Source organism: Shimia sp. (genome assembly GCF_022448905.1).
Classification (GTDB): domain Bacteria; phylum Pseudomonadota; class Alphaproteobacteria; order Rhodobacterales; family Rhodobacteraceae; genus Shimia.
The window spans coordinates 1-15,683 of record NZ_JAKVCW010000029.1; the positions used below are offsets into that span (position 1 = coordinate 1).

General features: G+C 54.2%; 14 protein-coding genes. All 14 read right to left on the reverse strand.

Features of this window, described 5'->3' with window-relative positions; genetic code table 11:
- Positions 1-207 precede the first annotated feature (207 nt).
- Entirely contained in the window at positions 208-915 is a 708-nt protein-coding gene (locus MK208_RS20805; protein ID WP_294118151.1) for an IS6 family transposase, read from the reverse strand.
- Positions 916-1,183: 268 nt separating this feature from the next.
- Entirely contained in the window at positions 1,184-2,107 is a 924-nt protein-coding gene (locus tag MK208_RS20810) for an SMP-30/gluconolactonase/LRE family protein (protein WP_294119664.1), read from the reverse strand.
- Positions 2,107-2,850, reverse strand: coding sequence for a cytochrome b561 domain-containing protein (locus MK208_RS20815; RefSeq protein WP_294119666.1), 744 nt, complete (start codon positions 2,848-2,850; stop codon positions 2,107-2,109). The genes MK208_RS20810 and MK208_RS20815 overlap by 1 nt, the downstream gene beginning before the upstream one ends.
- The gene (locus tag MK208_RS20820) at positions 2,850-3,722 is read right to left on the reverse strand and encodes a carbohydrate ABC transporter permease (protein ID WP_294119667.1); all 873 of its coding nucleotides are present in this window, start codon (positions 3,720-3,722) and stop codon (positions 2,850-2,852) included. The genes MK208_RS20815 and MK208_RS20820 overlap by 1 nt, the downstream gene beginning before the upstream one ends.
- A gap of 1 nt (position 3,723) precedes the next feature.
- A complete protein-coding gene (locus MK208_RS20825) occupies positions 3,724-4,650 on the reverse strand; it encodes a sugar ABC transporter permease (protein WP_294119668.1) in 927 nt (308 codons plus the stop codon).
- 88 nt (positions 4,651-4,738) lie between these two features.
- Positions 4,739-6,067, reverse strand: a complete 1,329-nt coding sequence (locus MK208_RS20830) for an extracellular solute-binding protein (protein ID WP_294119670.1) — start codon at positions 6,065-6,067, stop codon at positions 4,739-4,741.
- A gap of 28 nt (positions 6,068-6,095) precedes the next feature.
- On the reverse strand, positions 6,096-7,184 hold the full coding sequence (gene ugpC / locus MK208_RS20835; protein ID WP_294119671.1) for a sn-glycerol-3-phosphate ABC transporter ATP-binding protein UgpC: 1,089 nt from the start codon (positions 7,182-7,184) through the stop codon (positions 6,096-6,098).
- Between the two features lie 94 nt (positions 7,185-7,278).
- Entirely contained in the window at positions 7,279-8,319 is a 1,041-nt protein-coding gene (locus MK208_RS20840) for a LacI family DNA-binding transcriptional regulator (RefSeq protein WP_294119673.1), read from the reverse strand.
- A 60-nt stretch (positions 8,320-8,379) separates the two neighbouring features.
- Complete coding sequence (locus MK208_RS20845) at positions 8,380-9,882, reverse strand: aldehyde dehydrogenase (NADP(+)) (RefSeq protein WP_294119675.1); 1,503 nt, start codon at positions 9,880-9,882, stop codon at positions 8,380-8,382.
- A gap of 1 nt (position 9,883) precedes the next feature.
- Positions 9,884-10,798, reverse strand: a complete 915-nt coding sequence (locus MK208_RS20850; protein ID WP_294119676.1) for a dihydrodipicolinate synthase family protein — start codon at positions 10,796-10,798, stop codon at positions 9,884-9,886.
- Between the two features lie 2 nt (positions 10,799-10,800).
- Complete coding sequence (locus tag MK208_RS20855; protein ID WP_294119677.1) at positions 10,801-11,976, reverse strand: L-rhamnonate dehydratase; 1,176 nt, start codon at positions 11,974-11,976, stop codon at positions 10,801-10,803.
- 12 nt (positions 11,977-11,988) lie between these two features.
- On the reverse strand, positions 11,989-12,999 hold the full coding sequence (locus MK208_RS20860) for a 4-hydroxythreonine-4-phosphate dehydrogenase PdxA (protein ID WP_294119678.1): 1,011 nt from the start codon (positions 12,997-12,999) through the stop codon (positions 11,989-11,991).
- Positions 12,996-13,958: a hypothetical protein gene (locus MK208_RS20865; RefSeq protein WP_294119679.1), complete on the reverse strand. Its 963-nt coding sequence runs from the start codon at positions 13,956-13,958 to the stop codon at positions 12,996-12,998. The genes MK208_RS20860 and MK208_RS20865 overlap by 4 nt, the downstream gene beginning before the upstream one ends.
- A 114-nt stretch (positions 13,959-14,072) precedes the next feature.
- Positions 14,073-15,140 (reverse strand): substrate-binding domain-containing protein, encoded by a 1,068-nt coding sequence (locus MK208_RS20870; protein ID WP_294119680.1) that lies wholly within the window; start codon positions 15,138-15,140, stop codon positions 14,073-14,075.
- Positions 15,141-15,683: the final 543 nt, after the last annotated feature.

Genomic DNA, 15,683 nt, shown 5'->3' on the forward strand with positions numbered 1-15,683 from the left:
CCGGATTGCAAATCCGTGTACACCGGTTCGATTCCGGTACTCGCCTCCAATAAAACCAATGACTTGCGTCATTTCCTCTCTCCTTGACCGCCATTTTTGAAACAACCGTTGAAACTTTCACGTTTCGGTCTTGCTTCGTTCCATTTGATTTCTCGGTGCTGTCAGACGGATTCGAACTCGTCTCAGCTGGGACAGTGATGCTGCTCTTCAATCCGCACAAAGTTGGCGCCACTCAGAGAGAGCAGCAGCACGGTTTAACTTGAAATTTGGTCTGGATTGGAGGCTGCGCTCCGAGTTGAATAGGTTGAGAACAGAGGCGTGGACGGACACGAACTTCTGCAGACTTCGCAATCGCCGGAAGCGCAGCATCGCCCTCTCCCTTCGTCGAAATGGAAGATGGGAATTCTCGGCTCGATTATTCACCCAGCGGCCAGTTTCTTGCCGGTCCGCGTTGCCAATTTCCTTCAACGCGGCGCCGTAAGAGCGTAGCTTGTCTGTCACGATCGCATTTGGGCGGCCATACCTACGCATTGATTTCTTGAGAAATTTCAATGCTGCCTTCTTATCTCGGGTCTTTGTCACATAGCTTTCCAGGACTTCACCCTCATGATCTACAGCCCGCCAAAGGTAGAACCGCTCGCCGTTTATCTTCACAAACATCTCGTCCAGATGCCATTTCCAGTTCGAGTGACAACGCATCGATTGAGATCGTCTCTTGCGGATTTCCGAGGCGAATTTCGGCCCAAACCTCAGCCACCAAAACCGAACAGATTCATAACTCACGTCGATGCCGCGTTCGTGTAGCAGATCTTCGACGTTCCTGAGCGACAGTGGAAACCGGATGTACATCATCACCGCTAGGCGGATGACTTCTGGGGAGGTACGAAAGTAGCGAAAGGGAGATTTGTTGGCCATGCCTGAACGCTACTTCCCCAACCTGCCCGCCTCAAGTCACATCCCTCTGACACTGCCCCAGCCGCCTTTGTCGCTCACGGCTGGCAAGGCCACGGTTTTTTTCCGACTCTGTATCCGACATAGGCCAAGGGAGAGCGATCTTCACCGACGAAGGAGCCGTCCAGAAAGGCGCGCATGTCCCGCTTGATGTCCGGGGGATCGGCCGCTCGACCAGCGCATCATGTTCCCTCTAGTTGTGTTGCGTAGCCTGTTTCTGGTCGACTAAAGATCATTTCAATCCATTTACGTTTAAGTAGGCTGAATAGAGCGAGCCAGTCGCGGCGATAAAGAGCCGATTGAGCTTGCTGCCACCAAAACAAACATTCCCAACGATTTCTGGAATATGCACTTTTCCGATCAAGCGTCCGTTCGCATTCAGGCAATGCACTCCGTCGGCAGCAGAGCTCCAGATCCGCCCCGCTCGGTCCAACCGGAAACCATCAAAGAAGCCGTTCGTGCAATCAGCAAACACCGTCCCTTTCGTGAGTTGCTTTCCATCGTCAGAAACCTGCAATTTTCGAATATGTGCAGGGCCGCCCTCTTGATGGGTGCCGCCGGTATCTGAGACAAACAAGAACTTCTCATCTTCGGAAAAGGCGAGGCCATTGGGTTTGATGAAATCAGTTGCGACCGCAGAGACGGCTTTCGTCTCTGGGTCCCACCGGTAGACATGGCAGGCACCGATTTCGCTCTCAGCGCGATCGCCCTCGTAATCCATCATGATCCCATATGAGGGATCTGTGAACCAAATCGAGCCATCGGACTTCACCACAACATCATTTGGGGAGTTCAATCGCTTACCTTCTACTGCATCCGCAATGACTGTAACGGTCCCATCAAAATCGGTCCGGGTCACACGCCGCGTTAAGTGTTCACAAGACACCAACCGCCCCTGCCCGTCTACCGTGTTGCCATTGGTGTTGTTCGAAGGCCTGCGGAAATCCGAAACCGAGCCATCGGTTTCATCCCATCGCATCAGGCGATTGCTTGGAATGTCAGACCACACCAAATAACGCCCAGCGGGAAACCACGCTGGCCCTTCTGACCAGCGCGCGCCTGTCCAAAGGCGCTCAACACGTGCATGACCGATGAAGCAGTCGTTGAATTCAGGCTCGATAGTTTCAAACCCGGTGCCTTCTAATACGCCAAACATCATTCAGCTCCTTCTTTAGATATCGAATTCATCGCATGGTCCTCGCGGCGTGTCCCCCAACCTGTTTTGGGGATACGATTGCCAGGCAATCCAGGGTCCGGGCCCCAGATCGCCTGATAAGTATCAAACGCAAAACCACGACGTTGCAGAACCGCCGACAGGATCAGCAAAGCAACCCACCAGTTCGCGATTACGATCCACATCCAACGCGGCGCATTGGCATACCAAAAACCTGAAACAATCGCCGCAGCTGCTATCAATAGAGCGAAATAACCAAAGACGCGGTGCAGCAGCTCGAACTTCAAACGCCAAGGAGTCATATCGTAGTGATCCCCCGTCAGGCTGCCGTCAGTAGCACGCGCCGTTGGCCCGCCTTTCGTGCCCCTGAAAACTCCCAACAAAACCTGAAGCGTTGCCAAGGCGAGAACCGAATATCCAAGCCATTGGTGCAGCAGCGCATTTACACCGTCTGACGCGCCGCCCCCCAGGATCAAACCCAAGCCAATCAGCGACAGCGCATAGGCCAGCACCTGCCCCATCCAGTGGCAATGCCACCATGTCTTGTTATCAAGCTCCCGTGGCCAGTCCTGTCCTGGCATCACTTTCAGATACCGCGCTGCAACGACCGCGATTGGGGCAAGAACACCCCATGCCACGGTCATCAGCCGCGCGTGCCAAGAGACCGCAAAGCCAACCTCATGCGCGCGCGCTGGGTCAATAGGAGTGAGCAACCAGTCCAGCATTAGCCTTTGACCGCTCCGGCTGTCATGCCAGTGATGATCTGGCGGGACGCTGCGAAGGTGAAGATGATTGGAGGCACAGCCAGTAACATGCCGGTCGCCATGATCACTCCCCAGTCGATGTCATATTCCGTGATCGAGTTCACTATGGTGACTGGCACAGTGCGAGTGGACCGTCCGAGCAATGCGTTGGCCAAAAGGAATTCGTTCCACGCAATACGGAAGGTAAAGATCGCTGCTGCTGCGAGACCCGGTTTGATGATCGGCAAAACTACCATGAAGAATACCTGAATAGGGTTCGCGCCGTCCATGCGCGCGGCTTCTTCAAGTTGGATTGGCACTTGGACGATGAAACTCTGCAAGATCCAAATCACGAAGGGCAAGTTCATCGCCGTGTAGACGAGGATGATCCCCATGTGAGACTGATCAAGGCCGTATTGGAAGGTCCAGATGCCGAAAACAGGCACAAGCAGGACCGCAGGGGGCACCATGCGCATCATGAGCGTGGTCATCGAGACCGTGCCGCGGCCCATGAACTTAAATCGCACCAACGCGTAGGCCGCCATACAGCCAATCACCAGCGTCAACGCGGTCGAAACAATCGCAACGAAAAGCGAATTTCCTAAGGCGCGCCCGAAGGTTGGATCGCAATAGTCAACATGCGCAGGTTCATACCACAGGACATTACACAACACGGTCTCGTAGTTGCTGATGGTTGGCGTGAAGAAGAAGGCCGAGACGCTTTCATCATAGATATCAACGTTCATCTTGAACGAGGTCGCCAGCATAAGGGCGATTGGACCAACGGACATAACCACAAGGGCCGCCAGAAGCGCATAAAACGCTGGATTTTGCTTTTCGGTGGAGGCAGCCATTTTATTCGTCCTCAGCTTGAGCCGCTTTCAGCATGCGCGCTGTACGGGCTTCTTGAATTTTCGTGTACATGAACATGCCAATGGTCAGTGCCATGAGCATGATGAGCAGAAGGTTCGACATCGCAGCAGCCTCACCGAGCTCTTGGAATTCCTGAGCTGTTCGGAAGATGCGCAGGGCCACGATCTCGGTCGATAAACCCGGTCCCCCGTTGGTCAAGACCATGATCACCTCAAGCACTTTGAATGCATCGATCAGGCGCAATAGTAGCGTCACGATCAGCACCGGCATCATCAGCGGGATTTTGATCAAAACAATCTTTTGCCATTCGTTGGCACCGTCGATCTCCGCCGCTTCCAGCGCGGAGCGTGGCAGGGATTGCATCGCGGCAAGTGCGAGGATGAAGATAAATGGAGTCCACTGCCAGACGTCTGCAATGACAACCGCGATGAAGGACCAGGTGCTGTCAGACAGCCAAGGGATGCCCTGTTCAAATCCGAGGTTCTTGATGGTCCGGTTAAAGATACCAACGGTGGGATGGTACATATAACGCCACATCAGACCCACAACGATCGGGGCGATCATCATTGGCAGGATGAAAATCGTACGCAAAAGCGACAGGCCACGGATGTTGCGATCCAGTAGCAGTGCAAGGCCGACGCCGATGATCATTTCCAACGTCACCACGACGGCGGCAAACTTGATCGTGACCCAGAAGCTTTCCAAGAAAGCTGCATCTGTAAGCAAGTTTGCGTAATTGCGCAGACCAATAAAGTCAGCTTCGCCAATACGTTGACTTGGGCTCCAGTCAAGAAAGCTGGCGTAGACCATATACCCGATCGGGTAGAGCAGCGCAAAAACGAGTACGACGGTGGCAGGCGCAAGAAACATGTATGGGGTGAGCCGATTGGCCCTTGCTACAGCGCTCATGAATGAGGCCCTTCAATTCTTTGGTTGGCTTTTTGACCGGGTGCCGCAGAGCGTGCCGCGGCACCCATTTTCCTGAGGGGGAGGAAACTTAGTTCCAGGTGTAGTAGCCTGCGCCTTCCATGATGTCGCGCGCACGTGCTGCCACGCCATCCAACGCCTCTTGGATGTCCGCATCTTCGGTCAGAACCTTGGACAGGGAAGTGCCGATATCCGCGTTGATTTTGCCCCAAACTGGGATGATCGGACGCCAGTCAGGGTCCGCGTTTTTCAACGCTTCACCAAAGACTTTGAGGTGCGGGTGTACGGCCAGAACCTCTGGATCAGCATGGGTTGAGAAACGAGATGGGTTACCGCCCGCAATGGCGATCATCTTGTCGGCGTTCTTGCTGGTCAGCCACTGCATCAACAGGAAGGCCGCGTCTTTGTTCTGCGCATTCCCTGGGATGCCGATGCCAAAACCACCCGTCTGAGAACCGGCACGTGTGCCAACTGGATGAGGCGCCCAAGCAACCTTACCCACAACTTTGGATTTGGATGGGTTGTTCACCTGACCCGCGAAGACGGTGGAGTCGAGGAACATCGCGGAATTACCTTGCAGGAAGGATGCACCCGCCTCTGCAAAGCCAAAGGTTTCAGCCCCCTCTACACCGCAGTCGACGATGGTTTTCAGCGCTTCAGCCGCTTTCACGCCAGCTTCGTTGTTCACAATTGGGTTCCAGTTGTCGTCAAAGATACGACCACCGAGAGGTGCCAGGTGCAGCAGGAATGCGTGGGATGCGTGGTGACCAGAGGCCGCACGCGAGGCGAGACCGCCCATGCCTGGCTCTAGCTCAGGAATTTTACACGCAACATCGAGCAGTTCCTCGTAGTTGGTTGGAACCTCTAGACCATGCTTATCAAAGATGTCCTGACGATAACCCAGGATTGATGTTTCAGAGCCAAATGGGATGCCAAACAGGGAACCAGTTGGCCCCGGCAAGTAGCCTTTTGTACCGCCCGCTACACCGATGTTGCCGACATAGCCGTCAATCAAATCACCTGCGTCATAGCCCGGATCGGCCAGCTTTGGGTTCATGAAGTATTTCGCGAGGTTCTCGAGCTGGTCAGCGTAGACATAGTCTGCCTTTGAGAAAACCACATACGCGATCAGGTCATAGTCGCCTTTGTTTTTTGTCAGCTCCAGCGTCTGCTTTTCACGCATTTTCAGATACTGAAGCTGATCGACTTCAACCCGAATACCGGTCTCTTTGGTGAATTCCGGCAGCACCTTCATCACCGCATCAAAATGCGGGTGTGCTGGGAAGTTCACAACCAGTGTTTCACCTGCGTATTCTTCGTAAGGATTGGCCAAGGCCAGCGTTGTCGACAAGGTCAGGGCTGTAACGCCTGCCCCTACCTTCTTGATAGTATTCAGCATATGCTCCTCCACTGCTGTTTTGTGCCGCCTAAAGTGCGGCCTCCGTTTCGCGATCGAATAGATGAATGGCGTCTGTGTTGACCTCAAAGCGCAGCTGTTCTCCCAGCGCGATTGGGGTGTCAGACTTTAGCTCAACCTCGACTTTCTGTCCTGCGCAGTCGCAGATCAGAACCGATTGAGCGCCGATATATTCAGAGACAACAACCTGAAGATGAAAGCTTTGATCGTCAGAGGCATCGGGTGCGTACGTCAGGTCGGCTGGGCGGATACCCATCGTCACCGGGCCCTTTGCGGCGGCCGGCAGGCTATGAGCGCACTCTTTAGGGAGAGCGATCTGGAACCCTGAACCTTTCACAACCAACTTGCCGTCCACATCGGCCAGCTCGGCATCAAGGAAGTTCATCGGCGGTGAGCCGAGGAACCCAGCAACGAACTTATTGACTGGGCGCTTATAAAGCTCTGCCGGCGTGCCCTGCTGCTGAATGTAGCCACCATGCATAACAACGATCCGATCCGCCAAGGTCATGGCTTCGATCTGGTCGTGGGTCACGTAGATCATGTTCTTCTGAACCTGCTGGCGCATCAGTGCGAGTTCGGCCCGCATCTGGCCACGCAGTTTTGCGTCGAGATTAGAGAGCGGTTCGTCAAACAGGAATGTGCTGCTGTCACGGGTCAATGCGCGCCCCATGGCAACACGCTGACGTTGACCACCGGAAAGCTCGCCCGGCTTACGATGCAGGAAATCTGTCAGGCCAAGCATCTTAGCGACGTCTTTGACTTTGGCGTTAATCTCGGACTTTGGGGCTTTTTGCAGTCGCAATGCAAAAGACATGTTCTGCGCCACGTCCATATGCGGATAAAGCGCATAGTCTTGAAAAACCATCGCAAGATCGCGCGCCTTTGGCTCAAGCCCACTGACAGGTTTTCCGTCGATGTAAATCTCACCACCCGAAACGGTCTCCAGACCGGCAATCATGCGCAGGGTTGTTGACTTACCGCAGCCTGACGGCCCGACGAAAACGGTGAACTCGTTTTCTTCCATCTCGAGGTTGATTCCATGAAGAACCTCGAAGTCCCCGTACCGTTTTACGAGGTTATCCAGCTGAATTTTGGGCATTCTTCCTCCGCCTTGTTACCGGTCACACTAACACTTATGTGACCGGTCACATAGAAAATTAAAATTATGAAAAACAACGGTTTAGAAAATTAGTTTAGGAAGATTTCAGACTATCGCGGAACTCAATCGTCGGCGGCAGAGTGATATGTTGCGCAGTTTCGGGTGCATTCTCTTCTGGGCCAAGCAGATTAACGATCAGATTTCCTGTCGCCTGACCAATAGCAGCCGGGTCCACAACAACCGTGCTTATGGTCGGAGAGGCAAATCGCGACACTTCAAAGTTACCAAAACCGACCACGGAAATCTGGTCGGGAACAGACACATTCATCGCCTTCAAGCGGCTTTGCACACCAAAGGCGGCCATGTCTGAAACACAAAAAACACAATCCGTATTGGGGTATTCTTTCAGCACCAGATCAACGGCCGCTGCACCGTTTTCAATCGACAATGGCGGCGCCCCAAACCGGATCTCCGCATCGGGGTTGCGCCCTGCTTCCGCCATAGCGCGCTTAAAGCCTTTGCGCCTTGCCGCACCACGTGTCCAGTCATCTTCGTTTTCGCCTAGGAAAACGATATTCTTGAAACCGCGCGCGAGCAGCGCTTGCGTCATATCGTAGGCAGCCTGCTCGTTTGAAAAGCCTACCATATGCTCTATCGGCGCTTTGGGTTTCTCCCATATCTCGACCACCGGTATGGAGGCATCACGGAGAAGCTCAACCGTGCGTTCTGTGTGACCGTCATAGGACAGCACCATGGCTTCGGGGCGCCGGCGAAGCATGGTTTCAACAATTTGCTCTTCCCGGTCAGGCTTATATTCTGTGTGGCCCAAAAGCAACTGCAAACCCTGCTCTTCGAGAACCTCGGTCAGCGACTGAACGGTCTGTGCAAAGTGAAGGTTGTTCAATGAGGGCAGAAGGACACCCACAAACCCTGATTTCTTTGTTGTCAGTGACCCGGCCATCTGGTCGGGGACATAATTCATGTCTTTGACAACTTTCAGGATATGCTCGCGCGTTTCTTTCGAAATCGGACTGTTTTTTTTCAACGCGCGGCTGACAGTCATCCGCGATACGCCTGCTGCTTTCGCAACGTCGCGCATCGTGACGGGTTTGTGACCGGGAGTTTTGCTGCCCATTGTTATTCTCCGATTTTCTCAGAGATTAGAGCAGTTTGTTCCCGGTCACAATCAGATCATTTAGCCCTGAAGTTCCGCAGGAAGCAGAGCATCTGGGATGTTTTGATAGCTGACCGGACGCAGCCACCGCACAATCGCAAGAGTCCCTACGGATGTTGCCCGCGTATCCGTGCTAGCCGGGTATGGGCCGCCGTGCATCATCGAAGAACAAACTTCGACGCCGGTTGGGAACCCGTTGGCTAGGATGCGGCCTGCCTTTTCTTCCAAGATAGGCAAAAGACCCGCCGCTAAGGGCGTGTCGCCCTCATCCAAATGCAACGTGGTTGTCAGCTGACCTTCCAAAGTCTCGGCCAACGCCTGCATTTCGGCAACATCTTCGCAAAGAACAATGATACCTGCCGCGCCAAAGACTTCTTCTTGCAGCTGATGGTTTGCCATCCACTCTTTTGCCGAAACCTTGAAAAGCGCAGGCAAAGCAGAGCGTTTGGATGAGACAACACCACAGGAGCCTACCTCGACCATGAGCTCTTTGAAGGTCTGAACGCCTCTTTCAAAGGCATCATGAATGCCATCGGTCAACATTTTCTGTTCAGCCACACCCTTCAGAGCGCCAACACAGGCTTCTTCTAGAGCAGCGGCCTGGGGACCTTTGACCATCACAGCAACGCCAGGGTTGGTGCAGAACTGCCCTGCCCCCATTGTCAGCGACGCCGCCCAACCCGCTCCGATCTCAGCGGCACGGGTTTCCATAGCAGCGGGCAGACAGAACATTGGGTTCACAGACCCTAGCTCGCCATAAAACGGGATTGGGGATGGGCGCGCGTGACACAGATCGTAAAGCGCCCGGCCACCTGCAAGCGAGCCGGTGAAACCCACAGCAGTGATCTCTGGATGCCGAACCAGCGCGCTGCCAACCTTGCGCCCGGAGCCTTGCAACATCTGGAAGGTCGCTTTCGGCATGCCGGTCAGTTCAATTGCTTTGGCAATCGCTTGGGCAACCAGCTCAGCCGTGCCAGCATGAGCGCCGTGACCTTTCACGATCACCGGGCAGCCCGCTGCCAAAGCAGAGGCCGTGTCGCCACCTGCCGTCGAAAACGCCAGCGGGAAGTTCGACGCTCCAAACACGACCACGGGGCCGATGGCTTTGTGCGTCAGGCGCAGATCCGGACGGGGGAGAGGTGTCCGATCAGGGAGGGCGCCGTCTTTACGGATATCGAGATACCCTGTTTCTTCGATCAAATCGGCAAACATGCGTAGCTGACCAGATGTACGGCCACGCTCGCTAACAAGGCGCGCTTCAGGCAGACCTGTTTCTGCCATGCCAGCCTGAGTGATCTCATCCCCCAGAGCATCCATCTCTTCGGCGATTGCACGTAAAAATGCGACACGGTCCGCACGTGATGTCCCACTATACGCACGGAAGTCGCGGCGAGCTGCGAGACAAGCTTCATCCACCTGCGCGCTTGTCGCCTGAGCAAAGCTTTGTCCCTCTAGATCAGGGGACGCGGCCAATTCGTCAGAGCCTACCCAGGCCCCATCGATCAAGTTCTTACCAAAAATCATGTTACTTTCCCCAGTTCAGGACCATCGGGTCCAGAGGTTTCAAAAGGTCAATCAGACGTTTGCGGATGGCCGGATGCAGTGGCTCAATCGGGTGACGGCTGGCCTCAGACTTGATCACGCCACCTTCGACCATTGCCGCTTTACAGCTGAGCCAAGCGCATTGTCGGTTTTCATGGTTGATCGCCATCGCGACGTGACCATAGGCGGCGGTCGCCTCCTCCATTCTGCCTGCGTAGTAATGGGTCAGAACGGGTTTGATCTGATCCACGATCATACCTGAGGTCATGGACCCGGTTGCACCGCCATCCAGATCCGCCAGAAGCGTAATCGCCTCCTCACCATCAAACGGAGCCTCGATGGCATCACCACCCGCTGCGATCAGATCACGCAGTTTGTTGGCCGCCCGTGGGCACTCGATTTTGAAGAGCTTCACCATGTCGATTTCTTGCGCCATCTTCACGAGAAGTGGCACTGGCAGATCAACACCAGAGAGTGGCGCATCCTGCACCATGATCGGAATGCCAACCTCGCCGACAGCCTTGAACTGATCATAGGTCTGCTGCGGTGAGCCTTTTAGCAAAGCGCCGTGATAAGGCGGCATCATCATAACGATGTCTGCACCTAAACCCTTGGCAAATTGCGCGCGTTCAACTGCAATCTTGGTGGCGTAGTGGCTGGTGGTCACAATCACCGGCACACGACCGGCGATATGTTCAATGCAGAGACGCATCAGGATTTCGCGCTCGTCATCGGCCAGCAAAAACTGTTCTGAAAAGTTCGCCAGAATGCAAATCCCATCTGCCCCTTGGTCGATCAAACAATCCAGAACACGTTTCATGCCTTCCAGATCAAGCGAGCCATCCTCATGGAACGGCGTTGGCGCAACTGGCCAAATTCCTGTGTAGCTGACAGTCATGCTTATTCCTCAATCTCAAAGTGTTCGAGGTGTTTGTCGCTGATCGTAATGCCCAGACCCGGCAGGTTGTCATCCAGATCAAGGAAACCATCGACCGCATCAGGATCGCCTTCGAAGATGTAGTAGAAGAGTTCGTTGCCGACCTCGACGTCATGCACCGGGAAGTATTCGCTGATCATGCAGTTCGCATTGGCCATGGTCAGGTGATAGTTGTGCATCTGACCCGCATGCGGGATCACCGGGACTTGGAAGGCTTCGGCAATCGCATTGATCTTCTGCGCCGCAGTGATACCACCTACCCGGTTGGTATCGTACTGAAGAACGCTAACGGCTTTCTTCTCGATCAGGTCTTTACAGCCAATTACCGAGAATTCGTGCTCACCACCGGAGATCGGCACTATGTTCATCGCGTTAAGCTCGCGGTAGCCTTCCACGTCGTCCGCAATCACCGGCTCTTCCAGCCATCGCGGTTCATATTTGGCCAGTTTCGGCAGCATGCGCTTGGTGTAATCAAGGTTCCAGCCCTGATAGCATTCAAGCATCAGGTCGACGTCATAGCCAACAACTTCGCGCACGGCTTCAACACGCTTCAGGTTCTCCCGCATGCCAGCCATGCCATCCTTAGGTCCCCAGCCAAAGCGCATCTTATAGCCTTGGTAGTTGTTCTTCTTGGCCTCTTCGGCCTCTGCCTGCATGGACTCGATCGAGCCCGCGTAGAGCTTGGAATAATAGACCGGGATTTTCTCTTTGGTGCGGCCGCCAAGCAGCTTGAACACAGGCTTGCTAGAAAGTTTGCCCATCAGATCCCAGATCGCGAGGTCGATGGCTGACATTGCTGTCATGCCGATGCCTTTGCGGCCCCAGGCGTGGGAACGGCGGTACATCTTTTCCCAGATGTAGGCATAATCAAACGGGTCTTCGCCGATCACCATTGGCGCGTACCATTTGTCGATAGCCTTTTTCACGATGGTCGGCGCAAGCGCCGCATTACCGATGCCGACGGTTCCGTCTTCGGTTTCGATCTCGCAGGTCAGCCAATTGTGGAACCGGAACGACGACATCGCGTCGCCCTTGTCCCACAGCACATCAGAGGCGTTGGTGCAGAAATTGCCCTTCGGAGGAACCGTCGGCCCCGTCCAGTTCCAAGCGCGTGTGCGGACGGATTTAATCTTAGTCATGAGAGTCTCTCCTTAAGCCGCGCTGCGTTCAGCGCGGTGTGTCTTGGCCATGCGCACCAGCAGGTCGAAGGCCTGCCGCGTCGCACCGAGGTTGGCTTTGTTCTGCCCCGCAATGTCGAAAGCTGTGCCGTGCGCGGGTGTCGCCACTGGGATCGGCAAACCGCCCGCAACAGTCACACCGCGCTCAAAGCCCATCAGCTTAATCGCGATCTGACCCTGGTCATGATACATGGTCACAACCGCATCGACTTCGCCGCGCTTTGCCTTCAGGAAAACAGTGTCAGACGGCCAAGGCCCCGTCACATCCATCTGTTTTTCCTGTGCTTTTTTGACAGCGGGTTCGAGTATATCGATCTCTTCGCGACCGAATTTCCCGTTGTCACCAGCATGCGGATTCAGAGCCGCAACGGCAATACTTGGGCGAGCTTTACCCGCTTTGCGCAGCGCGTCATTCGCCAAATTCACCGCTTTCAGAATGCCCTCTTCGGAGATATTCGCAGCGACGTCTTTCAGACCAATGTGTGACGTCACACGAGTCGTCATCAGCTCGTCCAAAACGTTGATCTCAGAGTGGTAGCCTTCATAGCCTAGATAGCGGGCCATATACTTGTGCTCGTCTTCCGCATTCAGACCCGCAGAGGTCATTGCAGCCTTGTTGAACGGACCAAAGAGAACGCCATCAACCAGCCCCTCTTGCGCCAGGTCCAACGCTTTATCGAGGCAGCGCAACGAAGTCGTTCCGCCAGCAACTGTGACTTCAGCAATTCGAATATCAGCTGCGTCAATGGTGTCTTGTTCCAGGTGTGAAATGCCAGATTGCTCTGCAATGTCATCTTCGGAAATCGTGTTCAGCGGCACCTCGAGATCGGATTGTTCTGCGCCCCGCTGCCATAGATGACTGTCGCCAACCAAAAGCACATTTGCAGCGTCTAGGATGCCTTCGTCGTTCACCAGTTTGGCAATCAACTCAGGCCCAATGCCGGAAGGGTCACCCGGCACGATGGCGATACGAGGCTTCGTCATGCCTTCATCTCCCAATGGTTTGAAAATCCGTCCGGCAGGATGACCATCACGTCAGGTTCCTTGCCGGTGTCAAAGGTCTGTACGACCTCGAAAGTGTCTAGGTTGAAACGCTGCACCTGCTCACAATCGATAGCGATATAGGCAAAGGCTGCTTCATCATCGATGCAAAGCGCAAGCGGGTTCGCCGGTGTTTTCTGCTCGTGGAGCATCTCTCCGGTCGCTTCATCAAAGACGCTGAAAGACCCACCGAAATGGTTCATGGTCACAAGGCGATTGCGCTTATCATCATAGTAGATGCGGCAAGGATCATCAGGCGTTGGAAACTGGCGTTTGATCTCTAGGGTTTCTGTATCGATTACGGCGACGGTGTTGGAAATCCGCTGCGAAGTATAGAGGATGCCTAAGTCTTCGCGCAGACAGCGGCCTTCGGGTTTTTCACCGGTTTTGATTGAGATCGGTTCGACCGATTTGTCGTAAGGGTCAAAAACGGTGACATCACCGGATGTCAGGTTCATGGAATAGGCCGTGCGCCCATTTCGTGTCAGGGCAAAGAGGTGACATTTCGTGCCGCCGGTCGGTGTGATGTGATCCCAGCCCTGATCGAAAGCACGTGGGTTTTCTTTGACCAATAGGTGGCCCGTCCATTCGGAAAGGACATAAAGGCGCCCTTCCCCGTCCAAGCCGATGCCATGTGGGCGCGCGTGCTCACCCAGATCGTAGGTATGTGCGATCTCTTGCTTGCGGATATCAACAACGATTACGGAGCGACCGTCTGTGCCATCAATGCCGGAGTTCTGCACCCCATAGTGGCCGACGTAGGCATAGTGAAAGTCGTCATCGACAACAAATTCATGTGGGTAATCCGGCAAAGCCAAACGCCCTTGCAACCCGCCAGTTTCGATGTCGTACCAGCTGACACAGTGACTGCATTTTTCAATGAGCATCATGGATTGCGCCACGAGAATCTCCTTAGGTGGTTGCTATGTGACCGGTCACAGTGTTATCGGTCACAATATTGATGGTCAATCCCAATTCTGGGGAATACCGGGCGAAATCAGCCCGGTATTTTTGCCTTAGCGTTCAAGAGCGCCGACACCGGAGAAGCGGAAGGCTTCTTGTTCCAGTGCGTCGATTTCTTCGGCAGACATTTGGTCATGAGCAACCGTGATACGGCCAAGGAAGACAAACGGCAGCTCGTCCGCACGGTCTTTCATATGCGCCTGAATCGCTTCTGCGGTCGCAGCACCAACGTCGTCACCCATGCGCATTGGGGTTGCGTCCAACTCGCCGCGACGGATCGCATCCAGCTCAAGGCCAGTACCGCCCCAACCGGTTGAGAAGATTTCTTTCTCTTTGCCCATTACGACTTGCGCCTCAACGGAACCCATCGCCATTGCGGTGTTCGCATTGTGAATGATCTTGGCTTCTGGGTAGGCCTGCATGATCAAGGACGTCCCTTCAAATCCGCCTTCACGCTGGTATTCCCCATAGTGCTCATAGGCGGTTGTCCAGTTGCCCTTTTCTTCGACGCAGGCTTTGAAATCACCGGAACGCTGGTTGTCGGTGATGCCAGGGATACCGCGGTTAATCGCCATGGTCACATCATTGCCAAGGCGGCCCAGCATATAGTCACACATGGTCAAAGCACCTGCGGCAGAGCTGAAGTCAAACCATGCATCTGGCTGCGCCTTCAGATCCTTCAAAGGTGTGTGGAATGCCCAAACGAAGGTCGAAACCCCATCCGACTGCGCCATTTTATCAATGTTGTCAGCCTGGATCGCAAGTTCGGAAGGACCAAAGATCACGAAATCATAGAGGTCCGCGTCTTGCACAACTTGGTTGGCATAGGTAAACTGCAAACAGAGCCCGATCTGGCGGCTCGCAAATTCAGTTGTTTTGAATTCAACATCCAGTTCTTCGAGGCGTTTGGTCATCGCAATGTAGTTGCGCGCACAGAAGTCAGATGTATACGCAGATGGGTAGATCAGAGCGATCTGAATTGGGCCATCCTGCGTGCCGCTGAACTTGACAGCTTCGCTGCCGACAACCGCCTGCATCGCCTCCAGTTTGCCTTCGGCGTGCACTTCGCCTGGCACCCAATAGTCACAATCATCGATGCCTGGCAGTTCAACCAGTGGCAATTTTGCGTGCCCGTCAGCCATTACAGCTGTGGAAAAGGTGTAGATTGCACTTGTCGTCAGAAGTAGTTTGTTGCAATCGATTTCGCAGAACCAATGGATGAAGTCAGCCGCCTCGATCGAATATATATTCAAAACAAAGAGCGGCAGGCGGAATACGAGAGGATCGACGCATCACTGACCGCACCCATGCGCCATCTGGGCTATACGTAGAATGTGACGATTGAAGAGGGCAAGGCGATCATGTCAGAGTTATTCAAGGACAATTGACCCCTGCCCTTTTGGTCTCGCTCATTTACGACCCTCGAGTTCAACCAAGCTCTCCTTCAACATAGCCAGGTGTTCCTCAGGCGCTTCTTCCGCAGAGAATACACGACGCGTTCCTGCAATCGCTCGTACTTTTCAATTCGCATCAGGACATAGCGTGTTCGATTGTTGCGTGTGATTGCGACAGGTCCCCTGCCTGCCAGAGCTAAGAGCCCCTCAGAATTCCTAGGGTCAGGACCCATTGATTTCCGTCTAATGGCATGCTTCACGGTTTGAAAA

Excerpts from the sequence above, each read along its gene's own strand:
- MK208_RS20840 (WP_294119673.1), bottom strand. The coding sequence starts at position 8,319 with ATGGGCAGCAAAACTCCCGGTCACAAACCCGTCACGATGCGCGACGTT.
- MK208_RS20845 (WP_294119675.1), bottom strand. The coding sequence starts at position 9,882 with ATGATTTTTGGTAAGAACTTGATCGATGGGGCCTGGGTAGGCTCTGAC.
- MK208_RS20815 (WP_294119666.1), bottom strand. The coding sequence starts at position 2,850 with ATGCTGGACTGGTTGCTCACTCCTATTGACCCAGCGCGCGCGCATGAG.
- MK208_RS20825 (WP_294119668.1), bottom strand. The coding sequence starts at position 4,650 with ATGAGCGCTGTAGCAAGGGCCAATCGGCTCACCCCATACATGTTTCTT.
- MK208_RS20810 (WP_294119664.1), bottom strand. The coding sequence starts at position 2,107 with ATGTTTGGCGTATTAGAAGGCACCGGGTTTGAAACTATCGAGCCTGAA.
- MK208_RS20850 (WP_294119676.1), bottom strand. The coding sequence starts at position 10,798 with ATGACTGTCAGCTACACAGGAATTTGGCCAGTTGCGCCAACGCCGTTC.
- MK208_RS20855 (WP_294119677.1), bottom strand. The coding sequence starts at position 11,976 with ATGACTAAGATTAAATCCGTCCGCACACGCGCTTGGAACTGGACGGGG.
- MK208_RS20805 (WP_294118151.1), bottom strand. The coding sequence starts at position 915 with ATGGCCAACAAATCTCCCTTTCGCTACTTTCGTACCTCCCCAGAAGTC.
- MK208_RS20820 (WP_294119667.1), bottom strand. The coding sequence starts at position 3,722 with ATGGCTGCCTCCACCGAAAAGCAAAATCCAGCGTTTTATGCGCTTCTG.
- MK208_RS20830 (WP_294119670.1), bottom strand. The coding sequence starts at position 6,067 with ATGCTGAATACTATCAAGAAGGTAGGGGCAGGCGTTACAGCCCTGACC.
- MK208_RS20860 (WP_294119678.1), bottom strand. The coding sequence starts at position 12,999 with ATGACGAAGCCTCGTATCGCCATCGTGCCGGGTGACCCTTCCGGCATT.
- ugpC (WP_294119671.1), bottom strand. The coding sequence starts at position 7,184 with ATGCCCAAAATTCAGCTGGATAACCTCGTAAAACGGTACGGGGACTTC.